This is a genomic window from Bradyrhizobium sp. AUGA SZCCT0283, from assembly GCF_018130385.1.
Classification (GTDB): domain Bacteria; phylum Pseudomonadota; class Alphaproteobacteria; order Rhizobiales; family Xanthobacteraceae; genus Bradyrhizobium.
In genome coordinates this window covers 281,577-305,737 of the sequence record NZ_JAFCLU010000004.1, presented here as the reverse complement: position 1 = coordinate 305,737, position 24,161 = coordinate 281,577, and the positions used below count along the sequence as shown (strand labels likewise).

22 protein-coding genes are annotated in these 24,161 nt (G+C 61.3%); 16 read left to right on the top strand and 6 right to left on the bottom strand.

Translation table 11 applies throughout. The annotated features are described in order from the left end of the window. The first annotated feature begins 60 nt into the window (after positions 1-60). The 12 genes from oxc to JQ624_RS08690 all read left to right on the top strand — a co-directional run bounded on the left by oxc (position 61) and on the right by JQ624_RS08690 (position 12,531). On the top strand, positions 61-1,791 hold the full coding sequence (gene oxc / locus JQ624_RS08745; RefSeq protein WP_212418452.1) for an oxalyl-CoA decarboxylase: 1,731 nt from the start codon (positions 61-63) through the stop codon (positions 1,789-1,791). Positions 1,792-1,854: 63 nt separating this feature from the next. Further along, positions 1,855-3,132: a formyl-CoA transferase gene (gene frc, locus JQ624_RS08740; RefSeq protein WP_212418451.1), complete on the top strand. Its 1,278-nt coding sequence runs from the start codon at positions 1,855-1,857 to the stop codon at positions 3,130-3,132. Between the two features lie 205 nt (positions 3,133-3,337). Further along, positions 3,338-3,475, top strand: a complete 138-nt coding sequence (locus tag JQ624_RS08735; RefSeq protein ID WP_197423117.1) for a hypothetical protein — start codon at positions 3,338-3,340, stop codon at positions 3,473-3,475. A 484-nt stretch (positions 3,476-3,959) separates the two neighbouring features. Continuing rightward, positions 3,960-4,973, top strand: a complete 1,014-nt coding sequence (locus JQ624_RS08730; protein WP_212418450.1) for a tripartite tricarboxylate transporter substrate binding protein — start codon at positions 3,960-3,962, stop codon at positions 4,971-4,973. 82 nt (positions 4,974-5,055) lie between these two features. Continuing rightward, positions 5,056-5,553, top strand: coding sequence for a tripartite tricarboxylate transporter TctB family protein (locus JQ624_RS08725; protein ID WP_212418449.1), 498 nt, complete (start codon positions 5,056-5,058; stop codon positions 5,551-5,553). A 27-nt stretch (positions 5,554-5,580) separates the two neighbouring features. Next, positions 5,581-7,080 (top strand): tripartite tricarboxylate transporter permease, encoded by a 1,500-nt coding sequence (locus tag JQ624_RS08720; RefSeq protein ID WP_212418448.1) that lies wholly within the window; start codon positions 5,581-5,583, stop codon positions 7,078-7,080. A 219-nt stretch (positions 7,081-7,299) separates the two neighbouring features. Then, positions 7,300-8,595, top strand: a complete 1,296-nt coding sequence (oxlT, locus tag JQ624_RS08715) for an oxalate/formate MFS antiporter (RefSeq protein WP_212418447.1) — start codon at positions 7,300-7,302, stop codon at positions 8,593-8,595. Positions 8,596-8,868: 273 nt separating this feature from the next. Continuing rightward, complete coding sequence (locus tag JQ624_RS08710) at positions 8,869-9,300, top strand: CBS domain-containing protein (RefSeq protein WP_212418446.1); 432 nt, start codon at positions 8,869-8,871, stop codon at positions 9,298-9,300. 104 nt (positions 9,301-9,404) lie between these two features. After that, positions 9,405-10,427 carry a 2-dehydropantoate 2-reductase gene (locus tag JQ624_RS08705; RefSeq protein ID WP_212418445.1) on the top strand — a complete coding sequence of 341 codons (1,023 nt, stop codon included), beginning with the start codon at positions 9,405-9,407 and terminating at the stop codon, positions 10,425-10,427. After that, entirely contained in the window at positions 10,427-11,215 is a 789-nt protein-coding gene (locus tag JQ624_RS08700; RefSeq protein WP_212418444.1) for a fumarylacetoacetate hydrolase family protein, read from the top strand. The genes JQ624_RS08705 and JQ624_RS08700 overlap by 1 nt, the downstream gene beginning before the upstream one ends. 749 nt (positions 11,216-11,964) lie before the next feature. Next, positions 11,965-12,183, top strand: a complete 219-nt coding sequence (locus tag JQ624_RS08695) for a 4-fold beta flower protein (RefSeq protein WP_212418443.1) — start codon at positions 11,965-11,967, stop codon at positions 12,181-12,183. 162 nt (positions 12,184-12,345) lie between these two features. Further along, entirely contained in the window at positions 12,346-12,531 is a 186-nt protein-coding gene (locus tag JQ624_RS08690; RefSeq protein ID WP_212418442.1) for a hypothetical protein, read from the top strand. A gap of 159 nt (positions 12,532-12,690) precedes the next feature. On the opposite strand, the gene JQ624_RS08685 is transcribed toward JQ624_RS08690, so the two are convergent. Together JQ624_RS08685 and JQ624_RS08680 are read right to left on the bottom strand one after the other, a co-directional pair. Then, positions 12,691-13,692 (bottom strand): sensor histidine kinase, encoded by a 1,002-nt coding sequence (locus tag JQ624_RS08685; RefSeq protein ID WP_249129549.1) that lies wholly within the window; start codon positions 13,690-13,692, stop codon positions 12,691-12,693. Between the two features lie 34 nt (positions 13,693-13,726). After that, positions 13,727-14,746 carry an alpha/beta fold hydrolase gene (locus JQ624_RS08680; protein ID WP_212418441.1) on the bottom strand — a complete coding sequence of 340 codons (1,020 nt, stop codon included), beginning with the start codon at positions 14,744-14,746 and terminating at the stop codon, positions 13,727-13,729. 1,217 nt (positions 14,747-15,963) lie between these two features. On the opposite strand from JQ624_RS08680, the gene JQ624_RS08675 reads away from it, so the two are divergent. Both JQ624_RS08675 and JQ624_RS08670 read left to right on the top strand, forming a co-directional pair. Continuing rightward, positions 15,964-16,959: a nitronate monooxygenase family protein gene (locus JQ624_RS08675; protein ID WP_212418440.1), complete on the top strand. Its 996-nt coding sequence runs from the start codon at positions 15,964-15,966 to the stop codon at positions 16,957-16,959. Positions 16,960-16,992: 33 nt separating this feature from the next. Next, positions 16,993-17,961 (top strand): zinc-binding dehydrogenase, encoded by a 969-nt coding sequence (locus tag JQ624_RS08670; RefSeq protein ID WP_212418439.1) that lies wholly within the window; start codon positions 16,993-16,995, stop codon positions 17,959-17,961. 287 nt (positions 17,962-18,248) lie between these two features. On the opposite strand, the gene JQ624_RS08665 is transcribed toward JQ624_RS08670, so the two are convergent. Together JQ624_RS08665 and JQ624_RS08660 are read right to left on the bottom strand one after the other, a co-directional pair. Next, positions 18,249-19,208, bottom strand: a complete 960-nt coding sequence (locus JQ624_RS08665) for a fatty acid desaturase (protein WP_312014399.1) — start codon at positions 19,206-19,208, stop codon at positions 18,249-18,251. Between the two features lie 423 nt (positions 19,209-19,631). Then, positions 19,632-19,802, bottom strand: a complete 171-nt coding sequence (locus tag JQ624_RS08660) for a hypothetical protein (RefSeq protein ID WP_212418438.1) — start codon at positions 19,800-19,802, stop codon at positions 19,632-19,634. A gap of 447 nt (positions 19,803-20,249) precedes the next feature. Between JQ624_RS08660 and JQ624_RS08655 the strand changes: the two genes are divergently transcribed. After that, positions 20,250-20,951, top strand: a complete 702-nt coding sequence (locus JQ624_RS08655) for a Crp/Fnr family transcriptional regulator (RefSeq protein WP_212418437.1) — start codon at positions 20,250-20,252, stop codon at positions 20,949-20,951. Between the two features lie 111 nt (positions 20,952-21,062). On the opposite strand, the gene JQ624_RS08650 is transcribed toward JQ624_RS08655, so the two are convergent. Both JQ624_RS08650 and JQ624_RS08645 read right to left on the bottom strand, forming a co-directional pair. Beyond that, on the bottom strand, positions 21,063-21,905 hold the full coding sequence (locus tag JQ624_RS08650; RefSeq protein ID WP_212418436.1) for an amidohydrolase: 843 nt from the start codon (positions 21,903-21,905) through the stop codon (positions 21,063-21,065). A gap of 389 nt (positions 21,906-22,294) precedes the next feature. Beyond that, positions 22,295-22,558 carry a hypothetical protein gene (locus JQ624_RS08645; protein WP_212418435.1) on the bottom strand — a complete coding sequence of 88 codons (264 nt, stop codon included), beginning with the start codon at positions 22,556-22,558 and terminating at the stop codon, positions 22,295-22,297. Positions 22,559-22,819: 261 nt separating this feature from the next. Between JQ624_RS08645 and JQ624_RS08640 the strand changes: the two genes are divergently transcribed. Beyond that, positions 22,820-23,296: a hypothetical protein gene (locus tag JQ624_RS08640; protein ID WP_212418434.1), complete on the top strand. Its 477-nt coding sequence runs from the start codon at positions 22,820-22,822 to the stop codon at positions 23,294-23,296. Positions 23,297-24,161: the final 865 nt, after the last annotated feature.

Sequence of the window (24,161 nt, the reverse complement as noted above, 5' to 3'; positions counted from 1 at the left end):
ACTTCGCACCAGAAGACGACGAAAGCTCGTCCGAACCAAACGATCAGGGAGATGAAGCCCATGCTGAATACCGCGACCAAATCCGAAGCACCGGGCACCGAGCAGGAGCTGACGGATGGCTTTCATCTCGTTATCGATGCGCTCAAGCTCAACGGCATCAACACCATCTATGGTGTGCCGGGCATCCCGATCACGGATCTTGGACGCATGATGCAGGCCGAGGGCATTCGCGTGCTCTCGTTCCGCCACGAGCAGAATGCCGGCTACGCCGCTTCCATTGCCGGTTACCTGACCAAGAAACCGGGCGTCTGCCTCACCGTCTCGGCGCCCGGTTTCCTCAACGGCCTCACCGCGCTCGCCCACGCCACCACTAACTGCTTCCCGATGATCCTGATTTCGGGCTCCTCCGAACGCGAGATCGTCGACCTGCAGCAGGGCGACTATGAAGAAATGGACCAGCTTGCGATCGCCAAGCCGCTTTGCAAGGCGGCCTTCCGCGTGCTGCACGCCGCCGACATCGGCATTGGCCTGGCGCGCGCGATCCGTGCCGCCGTCTCGGGCCGCCCGGGCGGTGTCTATCTCGACCTGCCCGCAAAACTTTTCGGTCAGGTGATGGACGCGGCTGCCGGCGCGAAGTCGCTGGTCAAGGTGATCGACGCAGCGCCCGCCCAGATCCCTGCCCCGTCAGCGGTGAAGCGCGCGCTTGACGTGCTCAAGGGGGCGAAACGCCCCCTCATCATTCTCGGCAAGGGCGCAGCCTATGCGCAGGCCGACGACGAGATCCGCGCCTTCGTCGAAAAGACCGGCGCGCCATTCCTGCAGATGAGCATGGCCAAGGGCCTCTTGCCGGACACCCATGCGCAATCAGCGGGTGCTGCGCGCTCGACCGTGCTGAAGGACGCCGACGTCGTCATGCTGATCGGCGCCCGCCTCAACTGGCTGCTTTCGCACGGCAAGGGCAAGACCTGGGGCGATGCCCCGAAGAAGTTCATCCAGGTCGACATCGAGCCGAAGGAAATGGATTCCAACGTCGAGATCGTGGCCCCCGTGGTCGGCGATATCGGCTCCTGCGTCTCCGCCCTGCTCGAGGGCATGGGCGGCAGCTGGTCGGCTGCGCCGGCCGACTGGGTCAACACCGTCAACAAGAAGCGTGACGACAACGTCGCCAAGATGGCGCCGAAGCTGATGAGCAACGCTTCGCCGATGGATTATCACGGCGCGCTCGGCGCGCTGCGCACCATCATCAAGGAGCGGCCCGACGCCATTCTCGTCAACGAAGGCGCCAATACGCTCGACCTCGCCCGCGGCGTCATCGACATGTACAAGCCGCGCAAGCGCCTCGACGTCGGCACCTGGGGCGTGATGGGCATCGGCATGGGCTACTCGATCGCGGCCGCCGTCGAAACCGGCAAGCCGGTGCTCGCGATCGAGGGCGACTCGGCCTTCGGTTTCTCCGGCATGGAGATCGAGACCATCTGCCGCTACCAGCTTCCGGTCTGCATCGTCATCTTCAACAATGACGGCATCTATCGCGGCACCGACGTCAATGCGGGCGGTTCCGATCCGGCGACGACGGTGTTCGTCAAGGGCTCGCGCTACGACAAGATGATGGAAGCCTTCGGCGGCGTCGGCATCAATGCCACCTCGCCCGACGAATTGAAGCGCGCCGTCAACGCGGCGATGGATTCCGGCAAGCCGACGCTCATCAACGCGGTGATCGATCCGGCGGCCGGCTCCGAGAGCGGCCGCATCGGCAACCTCAACCCGCAAAGCGTCCTGAAAAAGAAATAACCGACTTCAACCCATTTCATCCTGCACACGCAGGGCAGACAGACACAGTACGGAGCAAAGACGATGACAAAGGCGCTCAAGGGCGTTCGTATTCTTGATTTCACCCACGTCCAGTCGGGACCGACCTGCACGCAATTGCTGGCATGGTTCGGCGCCGACGTGATCAAGGTCGAGCGCCCCGGCGTCGGCGACATCACGCGTGGCCAACTGCAGGACATTCCCAATGTGGACAGCCTGTATTTCACCATGCTGAACCACAACAAGCGTTCGATCACGCTCGACACCAAGAACCCCAAGGGCAAGGAAGTCCTCACCGCGCTGATCAAGAGCTGCGACGTGCTGGTGGAAAACTTCGGCCCCGGCGTGCTCGACCGCATGGGCTTCCCCTGGGAGAAGATCCACAGCCTCAACCCGAAGATGATCGTGGCCTCGATCAAGGGCTTTGGCCCCGGCCCCTTCGAAGACTGCAAGGTGTATGAGAACGTCGCCCAGTGCACCGGCGGCGCGGCCTCCACCACCGGCTTCCGCGACGGGCTGCCGCTGGTCACCGGTGCGCAGATCGGCGACAGCGGCACCGGCCTGCATCTGGCGCTCGGCATCGTCACCGCGCTCTACCAGCGCACCATGACCGGCCAGGGCCAGAAGGTGACGGCGGCGATGCAGGATGGCGTGCTCAACCTCGCGCGCGTCAAACTGCGCGACCAGCAGCGCCTCGCCCACGGACCCCTGAAGGAATACAGCCAGTACGGCGAAGGCATTCCGTTCGGCGATGCCGTGCCGCGCGCCGGCAATGATTCCGGCGGCGGCCAGCCCGGCCGTATCGTCAAGTGCAAGGGCTGGGAGACCGATCCCAACGCCTACCTCTATTTCATCACCCAGGCGCCGGTCTGGGAGAAGATCTGCGACGTGATCGGCGAACCCGGCTGGAAGACCCATCCGGACTACGCCAAGCCGCCGGCCCGGCTGTCGCGGCTGAACGAAATCTTCGCCCGCATCGAGCAGTGGACGATGACCAAGACCAAGTTCGAGGCGATGGAGATCCTCAACAAGGACGACATCCCCTGCGGCCCGATCCTTTCAATGAAGGAGATCATCGAGGACCAGTCGCTGCGCGCGACCGGCACCGTGGTCGAGGTCGATCATCCGACCCGCGGCAAGTACATTTCGGTCGGCAATCCGATCAAGCTGTCGGACTCACCGAGCGAGGTGACGCGTTCGCCGCTGCTCGGCGAGCACACCGACGAGATCCTGCGCGAGGTGCTGGGCTACTCCGACCACCAGGTGGCCGAAATCCACGATTCCGGCGCCCTCGAGCCGCCGCGAAAGCAGGCGGCCGAGTAAGCCCCGCCTTGTCCTCTGGAATACAAAGGCCGCCGGTTTCCGGCGGCCTTTTGCCGTCTGGAATGCCATTTTCGTTAATTTTGCTGCAATGCAACCAGTCAATTGCTGCTATGCAAACAAGTCTGTTGTAGCTGGCATCTGGTATACATAAATTGTTCCCAGATCACGAAGCGGAATGGTTCCGCACCAGGAAAAGGGGACAAACATGTCCAAGACTGCATCCATCGGCCTCCTGCCCTCCAGCACCCTGTTCGGCCGTCTGATGGCTTCCATCGACCGCCTGCTGACCGCCAGCAGCCGCATTGCCGTCCGCAACGGCGACCTCCCCTATTTCGGTCTCTGAGCCTGAAAATATAGAGTTTCCGCGCACGGGCGCGATCAGACGAACGACAAGCCTCCGACGGTTTGAAGCAAATGGCCCCGGTTTTCCGGGGCCATTTTTCGTTTTCCACCGGCCGCGGATCTTCACTATCAGCTGCGACAAATCAGCCCGGACCGCAATCGGCCGTAATAATGGTTGCGTCCTGGCATATCGCATACAAAAATACATCCATCGCGCTCGCACCAAATAAGGGCGTGTTGGGGGAACGGCGTTGCGTCACGGGGACAGGCAGTCCGGTCGGCGATGGAACATGGGCGCGTCCCATGACTTCCCTTGGCTGCGTACTGCAAATTCACAATTGGCCGAAAGGAGCGGATGCCGCGCCGACGAGCCCCTCTTACAATTCCAGCGATCGATCGGAGAAGACAGCCGCCGCGGCAGTAAATACAACATTGGGAAGCCGGCAAAGACCGGCGCAACCATAAATCGAGGGAGAGTGAATCAAATGAAGCACACAGCACAAACAGCGTTGGGCGCAATTGCTGCCTTCTGCGCGGTCGGGATTTCTGTTCCTGCATCCGCCGCATGGGAACCGGTGCGCCCCGTAGAGTTCATCATTCCCGCCGGCACCGGCGGCGGCGCCGATCAGATGGCGCGCACGATCCAGGGCATCGTCACCAAGCACAATCTGATGAAGCAGCCGATGGTCGTCATCAACAAGTCAGGCGGCGCCGGCGGCGAAGGTTTCCTCGACCTCAAGGGATCGAGCGGCAATCCACACAAGATCATCATCACGCTCTCCAACCTCTTCACCACCCCGCTCGCAACCGGGATTCCGTTCAACTGGAAGGATCTCACGCCGGTCGCCATGCTGGCGCTCGACGAATTCGTGCTCTGGGTGAACGCCGACAAGCCGTACAAAACGGTGAAGGATTACGTCGACGCGGTGAAGGCCGCTCCCGCCGGCTCGATCAAGATGGGCGGCACCGGCTCGAAGCAGGAAGATCAGATCATCACAGTCGCGGTCGAAAAGGCCACCGGCAGCAAGTTCACCTACATTCCCTACAAGGGCGGCGGTGAAGTCGCCGTTCAGCTGGTCGGCAACCACGTCGATTCGACCGTCAACAATCCGATCGAAGCCGTGGCGCAATGGCGCGGCGGCAAGCTGCGTCCGCTCTGCGTGTTCGACGCGCAGCCGATGGCCTATGATGAGCAGATCGCGGACGGCAAGAGCTGGAAGGACATTCCGACCTGCAAGTCGCAGGGTCTCGACATGGAATACCTGATGCTGCGCGGCATCTTCATGTCGCCCAAGGCCACCAAGGATCAGGTCGAATATTACATCGAGCTGTTCAAGAAGGTCCGCGCCACACCGGAATGGCAGGACTTCATGAAGAGCGGCGCTTTCAACACGACCTTCATGACCGGGGCGGACTATGCCAAATGGGTCGAGGTCGAGGAAAAGCGTCACGAGGTCCTGATGAAGGACGCCGGTTTCCTTGCCCCCCCGGGCAACTGATCGACGCATCGGCCGCAGCCGGGATCGCAACGTAGACGCCGGGCCTTAAGGCACCGCAGGCCCGGCCTCGCATGGAGTTTTGATGACAACAGGCAGCTCGAGTAAACCCGGCCCCACCCACAAGCTGGTGGAGGCAGGGATCACGTTGCTGATCGCCCTCTTCGGCGTGATCGTGATCATCGGCAGCGTGAAGGCCGGCATCAACTGGGGCGCGGAAGGTCCGCGCGCCGGCTTCTTTCCATTCTACATCGGAATCTTCATCGTGGTTTCCAGCGCGATAAACCTGTGGAACGGACTGCGCGAAGACAATGACGAGCTGTTCGCCGAATGGGGACAGCTTCGTCAGGTCATGAGCGTTGTCGTTCCGACCGCGATCTATGTCGGCGCCATGCCGTTCACCGGGCTGTATGTCGCCTCGATCATCTTCATCGGATGGTTCATGCGATGGCTCGGCAAGTACCGTTGGGTTACCGTGCTGGCCGTCGCGCTCGGCATGCCCATCGTCACCTATTTCATTTTCGAGCGCTGGTTTCTGGTCCCCCTTCCCAAGGGGCCGGTCGAAGAGTGGCTCGGTCTGTAACTTCGTCACACGCTGGGGATCACCGGGATGGAAGAACTCGTCAATCTGTTTCACGGCTTTGCGGTCGCGCTGCAGCCGTTCAACATCATGGTGATGATTGTCGGCATCGTGCTCGGCGTCGTGATCGGCGTGCTGCCGGGACTGGGCGGCGCCAACGGCGTCGCCATCCTGTTGCCGCTGACGTTCAGCATGCCGCCGACGTCGGCCATCATCATGCTGTCCTGTATCTACTGGGGCGCCTTGTTCGGCGGAGCGATCACCTCGATCCTGTTCAACATCCCAGGCGAGCCATGGTCGGTCGCGACGACGTTCGACGGCTACCCGATGGCGCAGCAGGGCAAGGCCGGCGAGGCATTGACGGCGGCGTTCACCTCGTCGTTCGTCGGCGCCCTGTTCGCCGTGATCATGATCACGCTGGTCGCGCCGCTGGTCGCAAGCTTTGCATTGCAATTCGGGCCCGCAGAGAAATTCGCGGTTTATTTTCTGGCGTTCTGCAGTTTTGTCGGATTGAGCAAGGAGCCACCCTTCAAGACCATTGCGGCCATGATGATCGGATTTGCGCTTGCCGCCGTCGGCCTCGACTCCATCACCGGACAGCTGCGGCTGACGTTCGGCTTTACGGAATTGCTGAACGGGTTCGACTTCCTCATCGCCGTCATCGGCCTGTTCGGTATCGGCGAGATCCTGCTGACGATGGAGGAAGGGCTCAGCTTCCGCGGCGGCAACGCCAAGATCAATTTGCGGGTGGTGCTGCAGACCTGGAAGGAGTTGCCGGCCTACTGGGTGACGTCGATGCGCTCCTGCGTGATCGGTTGCTGGATGGGCATCACGCCGGCCGGCGCAACGCCGGCCTCCTTCATGAGCTACGGCATTGCCAAGCGGGTGTCGAAGCACGGCGCTAATTTCGGCAAGGGCGAAATCGAAGGCGTGGTCGCGCCGGAGACCGCGGCGCACGCGGCCGGCACCGCGGCGTTGCTGCCGATGCTTTCGCTCGGCGTGCCCGGTTCGCCGACGGCCGCCGTGTTGCTCGGCGGCCTCCTGATCTGGGGCCTGCAGCCCGGACCGATGCTGTTCGTCGAACAGAAGGAATTCGTCTGGGGTCTGATTGCCTCGATGTATCTCGGCAATATCGTCGGCCTGCTCGTCGTGTTGACCTGCGTGCCGGTTTTCGCGGCCATCCTGCGCGTCCCCTTCAGCATCATCGCGCCGCTCATCCTGGTGCTGTGCGCGATCGGCGCCTATTCGGTTCACAGCTCTACGTTCGACGTGATGCTGATGCTGGTGTTCGGCGTGATCGGTTACCTCTTGAAGAAGTGCAATTATCCCCTCGCCCCGCTGGTGCTGGCCATTGTGCTCGGCGACAAGGCGGAAGAGGCATTCCGGCAGTCATTGCTGGGATCCCAGGGCTCGCTCGGCATATTCTTCTCCAACACGCTGGTCAGCACGATCATGATCCTGGGATTAATTGCGCTGTTCTGGTCGGTGATCCAGCAGGGCTATACCCGCTTGCGCGGCGCGGTCGCGTAAACGCAAGCGGAACGTTATCGCCATAAAATCAAACATGTTTCTGGCCTGATCAGAGAGCCGTGCTATCACAGCGCGGCCCTCTTTCGCGCCTGCAGCATTTTTGCGCGCGGTAACGAATTGCGGTGGGCTGGTCAAAATTTCGCTTGTCTACTGGCATAACATATACCAAACTCCTCCCTTGAGCTGTCGGGTATCGATAGAACAGCCTATGGAGGGAAGATGACGGACACAGTGCACGGAGCGGCCCCCGTCGCGGCGGCCCGAGTCAGCGATGCCTATCGCTGGACCCAATTGGCCATCGGCGTCGCGGCGATGGTGATGATCGCCAATTATCAATACGGCTGGACTTTCTTCGTCCCCGACATCCAGAAGAAATTCGGATGGGATCGCGCGTCGATCCAGTGGGCATTTACGCTCTTCGTGCTGTTCGAGACCTGGCTGGTGCCGGTCGAGGGATGGTTCGTCGATAAATACGGCCCGCGCCTTGTCGTCCTCATTGGCGGCATCCTCTGCGCCATCGGATGGGCGATCAACGCCCAGGCGACCTCGCTCAACGGCTACTATCTCGGCATGATCGTCGCGGGCATCGGCGCCGGTGGCGTGTACGGCACCTGCGTCGGCAACGCGCTGAAATGGTTTCCCGACAAGCGCGGCCTCGCCGCCGGTATCACCGCCGCCGGATTCGGCGCCGGCTCGGCGCTGACGGTTGCGCCGATCCAGGCGATGATCAAGGACTCCGGCTTCCAGGCCACCTTCCTCTATTTCGGCCTGGGCCAAGGCATCCTGATCGTGATCCTCGCCTTCTTCCTGTTTGCACCGAAAGCGGGACAAGTGCCTGCCGTGACGCAGAACCTCAACGTGATCCAGAGCCGGCGCAACTATCAGCCGACCGAAGTGATCCGTCAGCCGATCTTCTGGCTGATGTACTTCATGTTCGTGATCGTCGGTGCCGGCGGATTGATGGTCACGGCCAACCTGAAACCGATCGGCGTCGATTGGAAGGTCGACGCTATACCGGTCACGCTGGTCGGCATGACACTGACCGCGGTGACGTTCGCGGCAACGATCGACCGCGTTCTCAACGGCCTGACGCGACCCTTCTTTGGCTGGGTCTCGGACATGATCGGGCGCGAGAACACCATGTTCATCGCGTTCGGCATGGAAGGCGTCGGCATCTGGGGACTCTACATGCTGGGCCACGATCCGGTGTGGTTCGTGCTGCTGTCGGGTTTCGTGTTCTTCGCCTGGGGTGAGATCTACTCCCTCTTCCCGTCGACCTGCACCGATACCTTCGGTTCGAAGTTCGCGACCACCAACGCCGGCCTGCTCTACACGGCAAAGGGTACCGCGGCGCTGCTGGTGCCGGTGGCGAACTACATGCAGCAGTCTTCGGGCACCTGGGACATGGTGTTCATCGTCGCGGCCGGTGCCAATATTCTGGCCTCGCTGCTGGCGCTGTTCGTGCTCAAGCCATGGCGTAAGGTGGTGGTCGCCAAATCGCAGATTGCGACCTGATCCGAACCGGATCGGTTGTTCGAAACAAGCGCGCTCATCCTCCGGGGTGGGCGCGTTTTCTTTTGCCTGGGCCGCTTCTGGTATACCTGAGCGATTTTTGGACCACTCCGGGAGCGCCCCTCCCTCCTCCGGCTGGAATGCCGCGGCTCAAGAACGTCAGTGTTACTGCCTATTTATCTTCGCCATCAGGAAAGATTTCCACCGTCGAGCGTGTTGACAATTGGCATTATGTATACCAGACTTGGATCAATAATTCACCCCAAGGAGGTTGCCATGCAAGTCGGAGATATCCTGCGCAAGAAAGCCGCCCGTGTCGCAACGGTTCGCATGAACGAGACCGTCGCTATTGCAGCCCAACTGATGCGTTCCAGCAATATCAGCGCGCTTGTCGTCAAGGACGTCGTCCGCACCGAGGGCAACACGGCGGTCGGCATGTTCACCGAACGCGACGTGGTGCGCGCCATTGCCGAACACGGCGCGGCCGCCGTGAATATGCGCGTTTCGCAATTCATTTCGGTGCAGCAGCTCGTCTCCTGCACATCGACGGATACGCTCGAGCATGTCCGTCACCTCATGAGCAAGCATCACATCCGCCACGTGCCTGTCATCGACAATTACAGCCTGATCGGCGTCATTAGCATTCGCGACATCTCAACCGCGTTCGACGACGAAGCAACGCCCTTCAAGCTCGCCGCGTCGGCCTGATATTCGCCGGAAGCCTCGGCACCAACGCGCCGGCCTGAGATGAACTCAGCACCGGCGCTGTGCTGACGCTCGATCATCAACCACCGGGCTTTTCGAAAGATCCCATGAAAATCTGTATCTACGGCGCCGGCGCGATCGGCGGCTATCTCGGTGTGCAGCTCGCGCGCGCGGGCGTCGATGTCAGCCTGGTGGCGCGCGGCGCGCATCTCGCCGCGATGCGCGCCAATGGGCTCAAGCTCCTGATCGGCGACGAGGAGCGCGTGGTGCATCCGCGCTGCACCGACAACCCGGCCGAACTCGGACCGCAGGATTTCGTCATCATCTGCCTGAAGGCGCATTCGATCACCGGCGTGCTCGAACAGATGCAGCCGCTGCTCCGGCCGCAGACCCGCGTCGTCACCGCCGTGAACGGCATCCCCTACTGGTACTTCTACAAGCACGGCGGCGCCCTTGAGGGTTCGACGCTGGAAAGCATCGATCCCGGCGGCCGGCAGTGGCGCGAACTGACGCCGCAGCGCGCGATCGGCTGCATCGTCTACCCCGCCACCGAGATCGAGGCGCCCGGCGTGATCCGTCACGTCTATGGCGACCGCTTCCCGCTCGGCGAACCCTCCGGCGAGATCACCGAGGACGTGCAGCGGCTCTCCGAGGTCTTCACCAAAGCCGGCATGCAGGCGCCGGTCCTCGACCGCATTCGCGACGAGATCTGGCTCAAGCTGTGGGGCAATGTCTGCCTCAACCCGGTCAGCGCGCTGACCCACGCCACCCTCGACGTGATCTGCTCCGATCCCCCCACCCGCGCGCTGTCGAAGGCGATCATGCTGGAGGCGCAGGCGATCGCCGAATCCTTCGGCGTCAAATTCCGCGTCGACGTCGAGCGGCGTATCGAGGGCGCCCGGAAGGTCGGCGCGCACAAGACCTCGATGCTGCAGGATCTCGAGCGCAGCCGCCCGATGGAAATCGATCCGCTGGTGACGGTGGTCCAGGAAATGGGCCGCTTGACCAATATTCCGACGCCGTCGCTGGACGCGGTGCTGGCGCTGGTCGCCCAGCGCGCCAAAATCGCCGGCCTCTACGACGGCACCGTGCTTCCGGCACCGGAAGCAAAAATCCCGGCGGTGGCGTGATGCTGCAGCGTAACGTCACCAACTGGATTCGCTTCCGCCATCAGGGCCAAACCGGCTTCGGCGCGCTCACGCCATCCGGCATCGCCGTGCATGACGGCAGCCTGTTCGGCGCCTCGAGGCCGAGCGGACGAATACTGGCGCTTGGGGAAGTCGAGGTGCTGGCACCGACCGAGCCGACCAAGATCGTCGCGCTCTGGAACAACTTTCATGCGCTCGCCGCCAAGCTGCAACAGCCGGAGCCGGCCGAGCCCTTGTATCTCCTGAAAGCCACCACCAGCGTCGCCGCGCCGGGCGCCGTGATCGAACGTCCCGTCTCCTATGACGGCAAGACCACCTATGAGGGCGAACTCGGCATCGTCATCGGAAAGCCCTGCACCAACGTGTCCGCTGACGAAGCCGACGATTTCATCTTCGGCTATACCTGCGTCAACGACGTCACCGCCAACGACATTCTCAACCGCGACGCCACCTTCGCCCAATGGGCGCGCGCCAAGGGCTTTGACGGCTATGGGCCGTTCGGGCCCGTCATCACCTCCGGCATCGATCCGGCAAGCCTCGTGGTGCGCACCATCCTCAACGGCACTGAGCGCCAGAACTACCCCATATCAGACATGATCTTCAGCGCCCAGGAACTCGTCAGCAAGATCTCCCACGACATGACGCTGCTGCCCGGCGATCTGATCGCCTGCGGCACATCGGTCGGCGTCGGCGTCATGAAAGACCCGGTCAACACGGTGACGGTTGCGATCGATGGCATCGGCGAGTTGACCAACGAGTTCAGGCAGTAGGCGGGGCCGATATCGGAGGTCAGACTAGGGAGTGGCGCTCCTACACCGCCCGGATGCGACTTTCTTTTGCAAAAAGGCTGTGCAACGCCTTGAACATTGAGCGCCCGTATTAGCTCTGCTTAGGCATATCCTCTCACAAACCGCATATGAGCAAACTTCATTGCCAGCCTTCGCTGGGTACAGCCCTGGCGCATTTGCCAGCGCGACGAGCAAAAGCCCAGCAGCCGCGGCTCCGCCGTGTGACATAGAACCCCTCCCCCTTGGCGCTCCTGACGGCCTGACGAGTATGGTCGTGCCGTGTGCTATATGCTGTTTCGGACTTCTTCAAACTCACCGTCCGATGCCTCTTCAGTCAAGAGACAATTGTCGGTGCCGTCGTTGTCCTAAGCTTCGTTTCAAGAGGGTTTGGCGGCCAGCTGTCGTCCAAATCGGTACTCGATATTGGCGATGTTTCCGTTCTTAAAGTCATCACTCATTCGAAGCAAATTCGTCGGAAGCTTTGCGTCCGCTTCGGTGTAAGTTGAACTTGATCCGCGGCCGGCACCGGAATTCGTCGCTGCCTGGGCTGCCGATGACGCAGCGACCTTTTGAGGCGGTACGGTGGGAGTTGTGGTCAAAGCTGCAGTGACGACAGGCTTGGCGATGGTCGCCTGGATCCCCCCAAAGTATCCGGGGTGGCGTCCGAATTGTCTCGCTATCTGGGTCCAACAAGCGCAGCTTGGCTCCGGAGCCTCGGTTGGAGGTCAGTCATGAGCGGCAATATTTTCAATAGCAATGGCGCCCACGTCGGGGTGGTGGATGGCGCGGCCATCTTCGACCTCAAGGGCCGAAAACTTTATCACCTAAAAGGGATCAATATTTATCGACTTTCCGGCGAGTTGGTCGGCCATCTCAACGGGACGCAAGGCTCCGATAAGCGGCTCGATCGTTTCACTGACAGGCTATTCCCCGCCAGAGGCGGTTCTTAAGACCCCGCCGTATCAGGAGAAGGCGGATGACAAGCCACGGCATTGCCGCCTTCCTTGCCTTACGAGTTGGCCGATGAGGTTGCGTGGCGGCCCGGAGTTGATGCCGAAACTGACCGACAGACTGCCATCCATCCGACAGGCACAGGTCTTTGGAGGCCCATCATGAATGACGCATTCTCGTTCTCAATCTCGATAGGCATCATTGCCTTTGGAATCTGGATTGCCGCCGGCACGATCAGCGCCGGCTCGCCTTTGGCCTGGACGCTGATCGGACTACTTCCCGTCATTGTGGGTACGATCAGCCTTTATCTGGCGGTTCGCGAAGTCAGAATTGCGCCGCGGAATTGAGATTCTGAAATATCGTCGGCTAACGCGACGAGCACCGGACGATTCTCAACGGCGCCGAACGCCAGAGCTCCCCCATCGCCGACATGATCTTCAGCGCGTAGCAGCTGGCTGGATGGCTGGATAGCAACCACGCGCTGCCGCATGCCGATTGCAAACCGCTCACTTCGCGAGGCGGTCCTTGCTCATTCGCAGGGTGGCGACCACACCTTCCGCCGACCAGTCAAAGCCGACAGAGCCCCCGAGCTGCGCGGCCATACTCCTGTGCATCAGTTTGCTGCCGAAGCCTACGAGTGTGGCGGGAGCCGAAACAGGCGGTCCACCCCGTTCGGTCCACATGATCACGACCTCGTCGTCCCGGCCATTGCACGATACATCCAGCGTGCCGCTCGCAACTGACAGCGATCCGTACTTTGCCGAGTTCGTTGCCAGTTCATGGATAATCAGGGCCAGGGTCGTGCTCGAACCTTCTCCAACATTCATCTTCGGCACCGAAACGCGAATGCGAACGCTGGCTCCCTTCTCATCATATGGAGCAAGCAGTACCGAGATGAGATCGCCGAGAAGCGCTGCTTCCCTTTCCCGGCCCGGCGTGGGACGAATGAGGTCCTGAGCACGTCCTAATGCCATCAGCCGGCTGGTCAGCTCCTGGGCCATATCCTCTTTTGTCGCCGCCGACCGCGAAGTGATCTGAGTAAGCGCGGTTGTAATGGTCAAAAGGTTCTTCACCCGATGACTCATTTCACCCGCCAGCAATTCGTTGGCCTCTTCGGCCTGCTTGCGCTGGGTGACGTCGAGGAAGATGCCAAACATAATTCGTTCGGCTATGTCCGCGTCGTCGCCCTGGCCCCGGGCGGAGATCCAGCGAATATCGCCGCCTGATAGAATCCGGAAGTCGATTTCGTAAGCGCCTACGACCGCGCGCGTCGCGGCGAACGCAGATCTGACCCTTTCCAGATCGGCGGGATGAATGTTCTGGGACAGGATCTCGAATGTGATCTGCTTCTCGTCCTTCGAGACTTCCCACAGGTCATATGCGCGTTCATCCATCGTGATGGCGTCGGTGTCGACATTCCATGACCACAGCGCCACGCCGGCCGCGGTGGTCGCCGCTCGCAAGTGCTTTTCGTGCCAAACCGGCATGGACACTTCGTTGGAATACATCCGGCCTTGCGTCCTTCTCTTGTCGATCGTGTTTTCAGCCTGGCGCGGGCCTCGCGATCGCCACTTCGTTGATTGCAGACATGACGACGCCGGTCGCAGTCTGATGGATCATGTGGCCGGCCCCGGGAACGCGGTGAAACCTGCTCTGGGGGACGTCGCTGTGCAACCGCGCCGATTGCGTATCGATGTCGACCAGCCGGTCTTCGTCGCCTGCGACGATGACCAAGGGCATCTTCAAATTCGCGTATTCGTCGCGGTAGTGAAACGCGTCTGGAATCATAAGCGCCGACTCCGCGGCTGACGCGCGAATCTGGGAAGGACGAAGGGCCATCTCTTTCGGAAAGCCCTCAAACTTCTTCGGCATCGACCGCGGACCAAAGATTTTGGTCATCAAGAGCGGCCACATGATTCGGCTTACAATCGGCGAGATGGTGTGCCCCAGGATATCGCCCACGAGAGGCACCGCGGGGGCGGATAAAGCAACCACGTCGGGACGCAACGTCGGATAGTAATAGCCCGATGCAAGAACCAGGCCCTGGACCAGGTTCGGATATGTGAGCGCCAGCGCAACTGCAACAGAAGCGCCCCACGAGTGCCCCAGGACGATTGCGTGCGGGACGCCCAGCCGATGGAGAGCGCCGTTGATCAGTTCAGCCTGAGCCGCCGGGGTCCAGACAACATTACGCGGCCGATCGCTATGGCCGAAGCCAGGGCGATCGAAAACGATGACGCGATAGTTCCTGGCGGCCAGATCAATCAGACCGCTGGTTTCAAAATCCTGGATCATGCTGCCGTTGCCGTGCAGCAGGACCAGCGGCGTGCCTGAGCCACGTTCGACATAGTGGAGCCGGACGCCGTTTACCTCGAGGAACTGACCGGCGGGCGGATTGTCGTTCTCAGCATTCCTGGCCAGGCGGCGGTTCACCAGGGCCGATATGGCCAAAGCTCCGGCAGTCGCGGCTGCAGCCATCACATAAGGATGCGCTTGGGCGATTGTACGGGCTTTATTGGCAAGCGACCTTGGCGAGCGTGTCCTGAGGTAGGCTGCGGTCATCATATGCACTCCATGGGGCGTGCACGAAAATCCGGGACGATCCAAGAAGTGCTGCAGCAAAGAACGAACAATCAACTGTCAGGTTCGTTCCAACAGCGCTGGGCCTTGAGGATTGCGTGAGACGGCAGAAGGAGCGCGTTGGGCCCTGTGAAGAAAGAGGCCGCCAGCTGACGCGGTCTTAGGAGCCTTGTTCGACGTCCCTGACGGGACCGGCAACCAACCGATAGGTTGGCACCCATGTCGTATTCCAGCTTTCCATGGTCACGCTGCACACGGAGCATTCAAAGCTGCTGATCTGGCGGCCGGGGGCCATGGACTCGGTGCGGTTGTAAACCGCTCCGCACTGGCAGGACCGATGGTGTGATTCTGACATGCCGCATTATGCGCCACTAATCCAAAACAGGCCACTCACGTTTTCCAACCAGGCCACTGCCAGCTGATAGCCCGGAGGGGACAGAGTCTTCTTCCGCGCCCTTCAACCACTTCACTGAACGAAAGAGGCCGCCAACTGAGGCGGCCTTACTGCGTCTTACGTGGGCGACCTGAGGCCGGGTGACGTGAGCCAGTCGTTCATGTGGGAAGCGGCATCGAGATGCCTGATCTTTCGCTCTAGTTTGGATCGGAGCAAACCAGGTGGCAAACGCGATCCTGCGACTTCAAGGCGCTTCTTCGCGGCCGCAATCTGCTCTTTCAATGTATGGGGCTTGGAACGCTGTCGCTGCATGCGCAACTCCCTCTATGGCGGGAGCGCAAAAGTCTCTCAGTCACCGATAGCTGCCGTGGACGAAGCGGTGATCAAGAAAAGCTAAACGTTCTATTGGCGAATGTCGGTGCACAAGTCTACATAGCGAGAAAATTAGGACACTCCCGGCGGGGTTCCCCAGTCCGCAATTCAGGAACATGACGCGGCTGGTGCGGGCGGAGTGCGCTCTGGGTCAAAAGCCTCGATTTTGGCATGTCCGCAGTTGTCCGGTTAGCGGGCTGATCTCGGAAATGCGGACTCTCGGAAGAATTATCCGCCCCGCGGAAACAACAGCCCCGCTTTTGCATGATGGCGTTGCCCGGACCTCCGCCTGCCCCCCGTGGACTTTTGCAGGGGGTGACGGCATCCTGCGCCTCGAAATCTCACAAAAGACGCGCGCGGGCGTCCCGCGGGAGAAAATGACAGGAAAGAGCATTTTCCAACTGGAAAATGCTCATGGAAACAGAGGGCAGCAATGATCAAAACGCGATTCACCGAGCTCGTTGGCGTTCAACACCCGATTGTCCAGGGCGGCATGCAATGGGTCGGACGCGCCGAGCTGGTCGCCGCCGTCGCCAATGCCGGCGCGCTCGGGCTGATCACCGCGCTGACGCAGCCGACGCCGGAAGACCTCACCAAGGAGATCGCGCGCTGCCGCGACCTGACCGACAAGCCGTTCGGCGTCAACCTCACCATCCTCCCCGCCATCAAGCCGCCGCCCTACGCCGAATACCGGCAAGCCATCATCGAGGCCGGCATCAAGATCGTGGAGACCGCCGGCAACAAGCCGCAGGAGCACGTCACCGAATTCAAGAAGCACGGCATCAAGGTGATCCACAAATGCACCAGCGTCCGTCACGCGCTGTCGGCGGAGCGGATGGGCGTCGACGCGATCTCGATCGACGGTTTTGAGTGCGCCGGCCATCCCGGCGAGGACGACACGCCCGGCCTGATCCTGATCCCGGCCGCCGCCGACAAGGTGAAAATTCCGATGATCGCCTCCGGCGGGTTCGGCGACGGCCGCGGCCTGGTCGCGGCGCTGGCGCTCGGCGCCGAGGGCATCAATATGGGCACGCGCTTCATGTGCACTAAGGAAAGCCCGATCCATCAGCTCGTGAAGGAGCGCATCGTCGCCAATGACGAGCGCGAGACCGAGCTGATCTTCCGCACCATGCGCAACACCTCCCGCGTCGCCAAGAACGCGATCTCGACCAAGGTGGTGGCGATGGAGAAGGAAGGCGCAAAATTCGAGGACGTGCGCGAGCTCGTCGCCGGCGCCCGCGGCAAGATGGTCTACGCCACCGGCGATGCCGACGAAGGCATCTGGTCGGCCGGCCAGGTCCAGGGCCTGATCCACGACATTCCGACCTGCGCCGAACTGGTGTCGCGCATCATGCGCGATGCGGAAGCCATCATTCGCAGCCGGCTCGAAGGCATGATGTCGGGCGCCCAGCGGCAGGCCGCCGAGTAGCAGCGGCCTGACAGCCAACAACGAGAAGAGCCCATGAAAGCCTATGTGTACGGCGCCAACGGCGCTGAAATCGCCGACGTCGCAAAACCTTCGCCGAAGGGCACCCAGGTGCTGGTCAAGGTCCATGCCTGCGGTCTCAACCGCGCCGATCTCGGCATGACCAAGGGCCATGTGCATGGCGCGGCCGGCGGTGTCGGCACCGTGCTCGGCATGGAATGGGCGGGCGAAGTCGCAGAGCTTGGGCCTGACGCCAAGGGCGTCAAGGTCGGCGACAAGATCATGGGCTCAGGTGGTGCTGCGTTCGCCGAGTACACGCTGGCCGATCACGGCCGGCTGTTCCGTGCGCCCTCGAACATGAATTTCGAGGAAGCCGCCACCCTCCCCGTAGCCCTCGCCACCATGCACAATGCGGTGGTCACCAACGGCGCGCTGCAGAAAGGCCAGACGGTCCTGATCCAGGGCGCCAGTTCCGGCGTCGGCCTGATGGCGATGCAGATCGCAAAATTCAAGGGCGCCAAGCTCGTGATCGGCTCGTCCACGGATGCAACGCGCCGCGGACGCCTGAAGGAATTCGGCGCCGATCTCGCGATCGACTCCAGCGATCCCGGCTGGGTCGATCAGGTGCTGAAGGCGACGGGCGGCGAAGGCGTCGACCTGATCGTCGATCAGGTTTCCGGCAGGGTCGCCAACCAGAACCTCGCGGCAACGAAGGTCAAGGGCCGCATCGTCAATGTCGGCCGGCTCGGCGGCACCCACGGCGATTTCAATTTCGACCTGCACGCCGCCCGCCGCATCACCTATGTCGGCGTCACCTTCCGCACCCGCACCATCGAGGAAGTCCGCGAGATTTTTGACGAGGTCCGCAAGGACATCTGGGGCGCGGTGGAATCGCGAAAACTGCAATTGCCGATCGACAAGGTTTATCCGTTCGCCGAGATCGGCAAGGCATTCGAACACATGGAAGCCAACAAGCACCTCGGCAAGATCGTGGTGACGCTGTAGCGCCAATCGTGTTCCAGACGCGGTGGCGACTGGATCGTCATTGCGAGCGCAGCGAAGCAATCCACGCCTCCGCCCGGGATAGATGGATTGCTTCGTCGCTTTCGCTCCTCGCAATGACGGGTCGTCCGACTCTCCTGAACTGCAAATGACCTAGCGCGGATTAGCGAGAGCGTAATCCGCCATCTGCTTGAGATGCAGCGCGAACTACGCCTTTCTCGTTCGCTCTTCGAGCTACGGCGGACAATCGGCTGATCCGCTCGTCGCGCGGCGTCCTGAAAGTCCCGCCCTCAGATTTCCCGGAACGACACCAGGCGGCGCTGCGCCTCGTCCCACAACACGAGCCGGACACACCGGAAGCTCTGCAGCAGCGTGATGCGGCCGACGTCGCGCAGTTCAGGATAGTCGCGCAGCACGCGCGGCAGCCGGTAATAGGGAATACGGCTGGAGAGGTGATGCACGTGGTGGATACCGATGTTGGCTGTGAACCAGCGTAGCAGCGCCGGCAGTTCGTAATGCGAGCTGCCGTGCAGGGCGGCTTGATGCAGGTTCCAGCTGTCGTCGCGGTCCCACGTCGTGTGCTCGAATTGATGCTGCACGTAGAACAGCCATACGCCGGCCGTGCCGGCGAGCAGCGTAATCGGAAGATGCACGAGCAGGAACGCCTTGATGCCGATAAACCATGTGAGCGTAGCGACGATGACGGCAATCGCGAGATTGGTTGCCATCGTGCTGGCCCAGGGCTGCCAGCCATTGCGCATGAGGCCGACCGGGAGCCTCTGTTGCAAGAGAAACAGATAGGCCGGTCCGACCCCGAACATGATCAGCGGGTGGCGGTAAAGACGGTATTTCAGACGACCCCGCCAGGAAAGGGCGCGGTATTCGCGCACGGTCAGCGTATCGAGATCGCCGATACCGCGGCGATCGAGGTTGCCGGTGGTGGCATGATGAATGGCATGCGAGCGGCGCCAGCAGTCGTAGGGCGTGAGCGTGAGCACGCCGAGGACGCGGCCGACCCAGTCATTCGCCAGACGGCCGGCAAAAAAGGTGCCATGACCGCAGTCGTGCTGGATCATGAACAGGCGTACGAGAAAGCCGGCAGCCGGAATAGCGATCAGGAATGAAGCCCAGGCATGGCCAAGGGAGAAGGTGAACCAGGCCGCGGTCCACAACACGATGAGCGGCAAAGCCGTGATCGCCAGCTCGGCAATGCTGCGCAGCCGATTTGGGGTGCTGTAGTCGCTCAGGATGCGCTTCCAGCGCCGGGCGTCGAGGACGTCATCGCCGCCATCAGGCGGTTGAACGAAGCCAAAGCCCTCTTGCCTGTTAGGCCACTGCGCAGCTGTCTTGTGCAAAGAAATCCCCTCATGTGACAGGGTACGTAAGATCGAGATGCCGACGGCTCGGCACCTTCGTCGCGGTTGATCGATTTTTGGAGAAGGGCCTGAAACGTGCGGGCCAATCAGTGGCAAGGCAAAGCGCCCGGCCGTTCGGCCAAGTGTCGACTAGCCGACATATGGACACGAATCGGGATGACGTCAAGGACTGCAACTCCACGTTACCGGCGCTCCTCTTGGCAAAAGCAGCGTGTAGGGCGGATTAACGAAGTGTAATCCGCCATCTCGTTTCAGATCCAGCGGCGGATGACGCCTTCGGCCAATCCGCCCCACGTCCTATCTCGATCTGGCGGCTTGCGGTGTGAGTGCGCGCTTCATGATGGCATGCACCCTGAGCCGCGCTGCGAGAGAAAGCGCAGTTCGTCTCTCCTCTCCTTCAAGCAGCTGGTTCGCCTGGCTGGCAGCGGCGTCTGCCAGCTTTTCCAGCTGGTCGGCTGTCAAAAACATGATCTTCTTCCTGTTGCGCTTGCCGGACCTCATTGCGGTGAGCCCGCCGAGATCTAGTTCGGCGATTTGAGCTGGCCTTTGAGCCACTTTCTCACTCTCGCGTCGCTGCTCAGGGGGTCGGTGACCACCAGGGTTCGCTGGACACGATTGCAGTTGACGCACTCGAAAGTGCGGAGTTCGTAGCCCGCCAGGCCAGGCGCAATGCGGGCCAGGTTCATTCGGGCCTGACAATGCGTACAGCGCGGGCGCTCCACCGCGCTGAGCGGCGGATCGGTCGGTAGTGCGTGAGAGTTGGGCATGTGAGGCACCCCGTTGGATCGGGCGGGTGCGGGACAGATTGCCGGACACCGAGCCCTGACCGGGTGATGTTCACGCCCTCAAAAACGGTCCGCAGGTCAATATTGACCAGAACGCGTGATTTTTTAATATTTAGACTTCGCCGGTCCAATGGAGGGACTAGTGAAGCCCGCGAAACGACATTTCGATCCCATCGCGTTTCTCGCCAAAGTCGGGACCGGAAAAACGGTACAGAAGTATCGTAAGAACCGGATCATTTACGCCCAGGGCGAAGAAGCGGATAAGGTTTTTTACATCCAGTCGGGCAAGGTCAAGGTGACCGTTGTTTCCGAGCAAGGCAAGGAAGCAGTCGTCGGCCTTTTGGAAGCCGGGCAGTTTTTTGGCGAGGGATGTCTGCACGGGCAGACGGTTCGCGTTGGAACCGCGAGAGCGATGCACGAGTGCCTCATCACCTCGATAACCCGAAGGGCGATGCTGGCGGCGCTCCGCAGGGAACCCCGGTTTGCAGAACTATTCACGACTTACCTGGTGACCCGAAGCAATCGCATTGAAGAAGATTTGATCGACCAGCTGTTCAATTCCAGTGAAAAGCGGCTCGCACGTCTGCTTTTGCTGCTGGCCAATTTCGGAAAAGACAGGGCCCCCACGCCAATCGACGCCTCGATCAATCAGGGAACTTTAGCGGAAATGATCGGAACGACTCGCCCCCGGGTGAGCTTTTTCCTGAACAAGTTTCGCAAGCTTGGATTGATCAGCTACAACGGAAATATTGAAGTGCACCATTCGCTGCTGAGTGCCGTCTTGCTTGAGAAACCCCAGTTGGAAAGAGGTGACGAGCCGCCCAATGTATAAGGCCAAGGTGATTGTCGGACCTGCAGTCGCATCATTGAGACGCAGCGGGGGATGACGCCCGCCTTCGCACTTCGAGCTACGGCGGACAAGTCGGCCAATCCACCCTACTCGCTATCCTTTCTTTGGTGACCAGCCATAGGCCTTGATGCAGGCACCGCCCATCAGCATGGCCCGCTCGCTGTCACTCAGTCGGCTGGTCTTGAGGAAGGGCTCGACGGCCTGCTCGTAGTTGACGACGGCGAATGCCCGCGTCCAGTCCGTACCCCACAGGCAGCGATCGAAACCCCAGGCATCGAACACGCGCGCGAGCGGGTCCCAGATATCCGGATACGGATACGGCTCGCGGGACAGCGTGCAGGCGCCGCTGACCTTGATCACGGCATTCGGACGCTTGGCGAGCTCCAGAACCTTCGGCAAGTCCGCCCAGGGTTCGGGCGGCGCCGGCGGCACGCGTGGCTGCAGGATGCCGAGATGGTCGATGATGAACCGCGTATCGGGATGGCGATCGATCAGCGCCCTGCCCGCATCCAGATTGTCCCAGCACAGGAGGTTGAGGGGGAAATCGTAACGAACCGCCGCGCGCGCAATCCGGTCGAGGCCGGGATCATCAGTCGCGCGCTTCTCCTCCTTCCTCAGCATGGTGCGGATTCCGACCGCGCCCGGCGTCTTCTTCCACTCCGCGACGACGTCAGCCACATCGGGATCGTCAGGGTCGACCGGCTTGACGATGGCGAGCCGGCCAGGATGCGCCCGCTGCACCTGCACGGCATAGCTGGCATCGTAGCGGTACAACGAAAAGGCGGAGATGAAGATCGCGCCGTCGACGCCAACCTTGTCCATCGCCGCAACCATTTCGTCACCCGTGACGTGATCGGGCCAATTCGGCACACTGTGCCAGGGCCGCTTCGGGCTGTTCGCCTCATAGGCATGGACCTGGGAATCGATAATCGTCATCGGGGCCTCCGCTTTGTGTCGAGAGATTTTGGACAATGCGGTGGGTACGTGTCCAGATGGAAAGGACGCGGCGCTGCAATGCGTCTAGCGACGCGCAAGCATAAACTCAGCGCCTCGTTCGCCGCATCTCCAACCGCGATGGCGGAAGCGCCGAAAACTGCTGGCCCGCTCAACCGCGAATGCAACGTAGATTTCTAGGCTATCACGCTTCGACTGAGCCGAATTGCTGCGCGAGCGGTCGAGGTCCGCTTGTGTGAAAGTTTGCGTACGCTGGCCCCGTGCGCGCCGCGCCACCATCATCGGGCCGGCATCCGCAAACCTTCACAGATCGATCCTGCGTTCTGATGGTATCTTGAGGAGATGATATGAGCGGCGGTGGTTGCCTGGCTTCATTTCGGAAGGCATTCCACATTGTAGGCAATGATAATCTGCGCCGGGTCAGCTTTGCCGATGGCCTTCAAGTCTTCTAGACCACTTCTCAGCTTGGCTCCGGCGTCCCTCAAGCTTCCTTCAAGCGCCGACTTGGCCGCCTTGCATCGGTCTTCGTTCGAGAACTCCTGAAACACCACGGTCGGAAGCAGTCTCCATTCCGCCCTGTCGTTAGTGGCGGCCGGGCTGACTGAGTAGGAGAATACGTACATCAGTACCCACATCGGCATGCGTCCCCGGTGATGCGACGGCATTAGGCGCGCGGGCGGAGCATCACGGATTTCCGAACGGCCCCGCGCCCCCCTCGACGACCTTGGCCTCAATCCCTACCAATCAAGAGAGGCTGGGCGCCAAAGGCTGTGTGACACGCCCGCGAGTTTAGTTGGTGTCCGGCAGCCACAGGTAACGTTGATCTACATCAACGTCGCCCGCCTGGGGTGCAGCAGCCTCGCTCGCTAACGAACTCCAAGGTCGGGAGGAGCGCGATGCTCAAATACATTCTCGCTGCTCTTGCAGCGGTCGTTCTGCTCACCGTAAGTCTGATCCCTGATGATGCGTATGCGCGCCGTGGCGGAGGCGGCGGCTTCCGTGGCGGTGGAGGTGGCTTTCGCGGCGGCGGCATGCATGCTGGCCGCATTCACGGTGGCGCGGGAAGGTTTCATGGCGGCGGCCATCGCTATGCGGGACGTGTACGCCCCTCACATCCGATAGCAGGTCGCCCCATAGCGGGTCGTCCGGGCCGTCCAATCGCAGGTCGTCCCGGCCGTCCAATCGCGGGCTACCCCGGTTATGGTGGTGGCTATTATCGACCGGGCTGGGGCTACGGTGCTGCCGCAGTGGGCGCGGCCGCCGCATATGGTGCTTATGGCTACTACGGCAACAACTATGGCTGCCATTATGACAGCTATGGCCAGTACATTTGTCCGCAGCAGTATCCATATCAGTACCGGTACCGGTATTGATACGACCGCAGTTCAGGGCGGCGGCTTGTGGCCGCCGTCCTCCCTACGCTTTGGCCAAGGAGCCAACTCGTCAGCGGCTGTGGTCAGTTGCCTATCGGACTGAATGCGCAACTTCCTGATGAGCGCTTGTCGCCGTCCCGCGACCTGTCGCAAGGTTCCGCCGATTTCCTGCGCAATTTGCGTGTCTGATTTCCCCTGAGCGAACCGACGCAGCAGTTGCGGGGGCTAAGAAGATTCAACGGCTGCGTGGTCATCGGCTCGCTCTTCGTAGTGTCTTCTCGCCGCTGCCTATCAGCCGGCGGCCGAGCCCACGCACACAACTCGGCTGATGCCGCGCCCGCAAAGATCGCCGTCACCGTGAAGGCGGCATCGTTGATCTCACCACGCGGAGACCGAGCCCGATGCATAGCATAAGTCGGCGTTAGACCCCTGCGCGCGGCCGATGTTCTTCAGTGCGCGCCCTGGGTCTATTGGTGCAGACGTCAAACAATCGGCCGCGCGGCTCTGTTCTGCTGGTTCGACAAATAGATGGCGCGCGCGAAAATCGATTTTTCTTGAAAGATCGATTTTCCTCAACGACTTCAACGTGATTTGCCCAGTCCAGCCCCGATTGAAAAAATATACTTCTTCGCGCCAGACCCAAATCACCCTTACAAATCCCGCCATCCCGTTCCGGTAGAGGGGCGTTGGCCATCGTCACGAACGTTGGGGCGGGTTGCGGTGGACGCGGCAGCGTCGGGCGCGTGGTCGTGGTCGCAGGGCGGGCCTAAAGTCCGTGAGCGGACACAACGTGCGGACGACTGGCGAGGCTGCGTACGGCAAAACCGTGTGGTCCTGGCACCCGTGGCTGGTGTCAAGTCGGCGG

What these genes read in the sequence shown, in the direction of transcription:
- oxc (WP_212418452.1), top strand. Translation starts at nt 61, where the DNA reads ATGCTGAATACCGCGACCAAATCCGAAGCACCGGGCACCGAGCAGGAG.
- frc (WP_212418451.1), top strand. Translation starts at nt 1,855, where the DNA reads ATGACAAAGGCGCTCAAGGGCGTTCGTATTCTTGATTTCACCCACGTC.
- JQ624_RS08735 (WP_197423117.1), top strand. Translation starts at nt 3,338, where the DNA reads ATGTCCAAGACTGCATCCATCGGCCTCCTGCCCTCCAGCACCCTGTTC.
- JQ624_RS08730 (WP_212418450.1), top strand. Translation starts at nt 3,960, where the DNA reads ATGAAGCACACAGCACAAACAGCGTTGGGCGCAATTGCTGCCTTCTGC.
- JQ624_RS08725 (WP_212418449.1), top strand. Translation starts at nt 5,056, where the DNA reads ATGACAACAGGCAGCTCGAGTAAACCCGGCCCCACCCACAAGCTGGTG.
- JQ624_RS08720 (WP_212418448.1), top strand. Translation starts at nt 5,581, where the DNA reads ATGGAAGAACTCGTCAATCTGTTTCACGGCTTTGCGGTCGCGCTGCAG.
- oxlT (WP_212418447.1), top strand. Translation starts at nt 7,300, where the DNA reads ATGACGGACACAGTGCACGGAGCGGCCCCCGTCGCGGCGGCCCGAGTC.
- JQ624_RS08710 (WP_212418446.1), top strand. Translation starts at nt 8,869, where the DNA reads ATGCAAGTCGGAGATATCCTGCGCAAGAAAGCCGCCCGTGTCGCAACG.
- JQ624_RS08705 (WP_212418445.1), top strand. Translation starts at nt 9,405, where the DNA reads ATGAAAATCTGTATCTACGGCGCCGGCGCGATCGGCGGCTATCTCGGT.
- JQ624_RS08700 (WP_212418444.1), top strand. Translation starts at nt 10,427, where the DNA reads ATGCTGCAGCGTAACGTCACCAACTGGATTCGCTTCCGCCATCAGGGC.
- JQ624_RS08695 (WP_212418443.1), top strand. Translation starts at nt 11,965, where the DNA reads ATGAGCGGCAATATTTTCAATAGCAATGGCGCCCACGTCGGGGTGGTG.
- JQ624_RS08690 (WP_212418442.1), top strand. Translation starts at nt 12,346, where the DNA reads ATGAATGACGCATTCTCGTTCTCAATCTCGATAGGCATCATTGCCTTT.
- JQ624_RS08685 (WP_249129549.1), bottom strand. Translation starts at nt 13,692, where the DNA reads ATGTATTCCAACGAAGTGTCCATGCCGGTTTGGCACGAAAAGCACTTG.
- JQ624_RS08680 (WP_212418441.1), bottom strand. Translation starts at nt 14,746, where the DNA reads ATGACCGCAGCCTACCTCAGGACACGCTCGCCAAGGTCGCTTGCCAAT.
- JQ624_RS08675 (WP_212418440.1), top strand. Translation starts at nt 15,964, where the DNA reads ATGATCAAAACGCGATTCACCGAGCTCGTTGGCGTTCAACACCCGATT.
- JQ624_RS08670 (WP_212418439.1), top strand. Translation starts at nt 16,993, where the DNA reads ATGAAAGCCTATGTGTACGGCGCCAACGGCGCTGAAATCGCCGACGTC.
- JQ624_RS08660 (WP_212418438.1), bottom strand. Translation starts at nt 19,802, where the DNA reads ATGTTTTTGACAGCCGACCAGCTGGAAAAGCTGGCAGACGCCGCTGCC.
- JQ624_RS08655 (WP_212418437.1), top strand. Translation starts at nt 20,250, where the DNA reads ATGGAGGGACTAGTGAAGCCCGCGAAACGACATTTCGATCCCATCGCG.
- JQ624_RS08650 (WP_212418436.1), bottom strand. Translation starts at nt 21,905, where the DNA reads ATGACGATTATCGATTCCCAGGTCCATGCCTATGAGGCGAACAGCCCG.
- JQ624_RS08645 (WP_212418435.1), bottom strand. Translation starts at nt 22,558, where the DNA reads ATGTGGGTACTGATGTACGTATTCTCCTACTCAGTCAGCCCGGCCGCC.
- JQ624_RS08640 (WP_212418434.1), top strand. Translation starts at nt 22,820, where the DNA reads ATGCTCAAATACATTCTCGCTGCTCTTGCAGCGGTCGTTCTGCTCACC.